The organism is Neobacillus sp. YX16 (genome assembly GCF_030123505.1).
Classification (GTDB): Bacteria; Bacillota; Bacilli; order Bacillales; family Cytobacillaceae; genus Neobacillus.
Window position 1 is genome coordinate 125,001 of record NZ_CP126115.1, and the last position, 2,500, is coordinate 127,500.

The 2,500-nt window shown below is 50.7% G+C and carries 4 tRNA genes and 2 rRNA genes (1 of these 6 running past the window's edge); all 6 read left to right on the forward strand.

Annotated features, from left to right (window positions below):
- Positions 1–1,728 (forward strand): 23S ribosomal RNA (locus tag QNH48_RS00575) (it extends 1,210 nt beyond the left edge of the window).
- 77 nt (positions 1,729–1,805) lie between these two features.
- Positions 1,806–1,921 (forward strand): 5S ribosomal RNA (gene rrf, locus QNH48_RS00580).
- 9 nt (positions 1,922–1,930) lie between these two features.
- A tRNA-Val gene (locus QNH48_RS00585) sits at positions 1,931–2,006 on the forward strand.
- Between the two features lie 91 nt (positions 2,007–2,097).
- Positions 2,098–2,173 (forward strand) — tRNA-Thr (locus QNH48_RS00590).
- A gap of 100 nt (positions 2,174–2,273) precedes the next feature.
- Positions 2,274–2,349: transfer RNA gene (locus QNH48_RS00595), tRNA-Lys, on the forward strand.
- Between the two features lie 58 nt (positions 2,350–2,407).
- Positions 2,408–2,492, forward strand: a tRNA-Leu gene (locus QNH48_RS00600).
- The last annotated feature ends 8 nt before the right edge of the window (positions 2,493–2,500 follow it).

Consider the following 2,500-nt stretch of genomic DNA (forward strand, 5'->3'; position numbering starts at 1 on the left):
GGATTGACACCGTATGGTGTCAGTGGTAGGAGAGCGTTCTAAGGGCGTTGAAGCTAGACCGTAAGGACTGGTGGAGCGCTTAGAAGTGAGAATGCCGGTATGAGTAGCGAAAGACGGGTGAGAATCCCGTCCACCGTATGCCTAAGGTTTCCTGAGGAAGGCTCGTCCTCTCAGGGTTAGTCGGGACCTAAGCCGAGGCCGAAAGGCGTAGGCGATGGACAACAGGTTGATATTCCTGTACCACCTCTTTATCGTTTGAGTGATGGGGGGACGCAGGAGGATAGGGTAAGCGCGCTGTTGGATATGCGCGTCCAAGCAGTTAGGCTGGTAAGCAGGAAAATCCGCTTACCGTAAAGGCTGAGCTGTGATGGCGAGGGAAATATAGTACCGAAGTTCCTGATTCCACACTGCCAAGAAAAGCCTCTAGCGAGATAAAAGGTGCCCGTACCGCAAACCGACACAGGTAGGCGAGGAGAGAATCCTAAGGTGTGCGAGAGAACTCTCGTTAAGGAACTCGGCAAAATGACCCCGTAACTTCGGGAGAAGGGGTGCTTTTTGAGGTGAATAGCCTCGAAGAGCCGCAGTGAATAGGCCCAGGCGACTGTTTAGCAAAAACACAGGTCTCTGCGAAGCCGCAAGGCGAAGTATAGGGGCTGACGCCTGCCCGGTGCTGGAAGGTTAAGAGGAGGGGTTAGCGCAAGCGAAGCTCTGAATCGAAGCCCCAGTAAACGGCGGCCGTAACTATAACGGTCCTAAGGTAGCGAAATTCCTTGTCGGGTAAGTTCCGACCCGCACGAAAGGCGTAACGATCTGGGCACTGTCTCAACGAGAGACTCGGTGAAATTATAGTACCTGTGAAGATGCAGGTTACCCGCGACAGGACGGAAAGACCCCGTGGAGCTTTACTGTAGCCTGATATTGAATTTTGGTACAGCTTGTACAGGATAGGTAGGAGCCTGAGAAACCGGAGCGCTAGCTTCGGTGGAGGCGTCGGTGGGATACTACCCTGGCTGTATTGAAATTCTAACCCGCACCCCTTATCGGGGTGGGAGACAGTGTCAGGTGGGCAGTTTGACTGGGGCGGTCGCCTCCTAAAGAGTAACGGAGGCGCCCAAAGGTTCCCTCAGAATGGTTGGAAATCATTCGCAGAGTGTAAAGGCACAAGGGAGCTTGACTGCGAGACCTACAAGTCGAGCAGGGACGAAAGTCGGGCTTAGTGATCCGGTGGTTCCGCATGGAAGGGCCATCGCTCAACGGATAAAAGCTACCCCGGGGATAACAGGCTTATCTCCCCCAAGAGTCCACATCGACGGGGAGGTTTGGCACCTCGATGTCGGCTCATCGCATCCTGGGGCTGTAGTCGGTCCCAAGGGTTGGGCTGTTCGCCCATTAAAGCGGTACGCGAGCTGGGTTCAGAACGTCGTGAGACAGTTCGGTCCCTATCCGTCGTGGGCGCAGGAAATTTGAGAGGAGCTGTCCTTAGTACGAGAGGACCGGGATGGACGCACCGCTGGTGTACCAGTTGTCTTGCCAAAGGCATCGCTGGGTAGCTATGTGCGGACGGGATAAGTGCTGAAAGCATCTAAGCATGAAGCCCCCCTCAAGATGAGATTTCCCATAGCGTCAAGCTAGTAAGAACCCTGAAAGATGATCAGGTTGATAGGTCAGAGGTGGAAGCGTGGTAACATGTGGAGCTGACTGATACTAATCGTTCGAGGACTTAACCAATTTATAAAAGCGAACTCGTTTTACAAACTTCTTCTGAAATTATCTAGTTTTGAGGGAATGATACCTCAAAAAAATAGTCTGGCAGCAATGGCGAGAAGGTCACACCCGTTCCCATACCGAACACGGAAGTTAAGCTTCTCAGCGCCGATGGTAGTTGGGACTTTGTCCCTGTGAGAGTAGGACGTTGCCAGGCTTTATATATGGAGGATTAGCTCAGCTGGGAGAGCATCTGCCTTACAAGCAGAGGGTCGGCGGTTCGATCCCGTCATCCTCCACCAAAGATTTTTGCGATAGCAAAATAACCATATTTTTTTACGATAGTGAGAGTAACTTTCAATATTTCATGAAGTAAAAATAATTTAGAATTACGCCGGGGTAGCTCAATTGGTAGAGCAACTGACTTGTAATCAGTAGGTTGGGGGTTCAAGTCCTCTCGCCGGCACCATGCTTTTTGCTTCGTTGATTTACATCAGCGGAAGTATGCGCGAAATCCCGAAGGGATTTTGAGCATAAAAAACTAGTTGATTTCTAAAAATTAATTGAACGAGCCATTAGCTCAGTTGGTAGAGCATCTGACTTTTAATCAGAGGGTCGAAGGTTCGAATCCTTCATGGCTCACCAAGTTTTTTTCGAAGAAAAATAACCAAGTTTTTTCATTAGAAAATAATCTATGATATTTGCGGGTGTGGCGGAATTGGCAGACGCACCAGACTTAGGATCTGGCGCCGCAAGGCGTGGGGGTTCGACTCCCTTCACCCGCACCAAGTTTTTT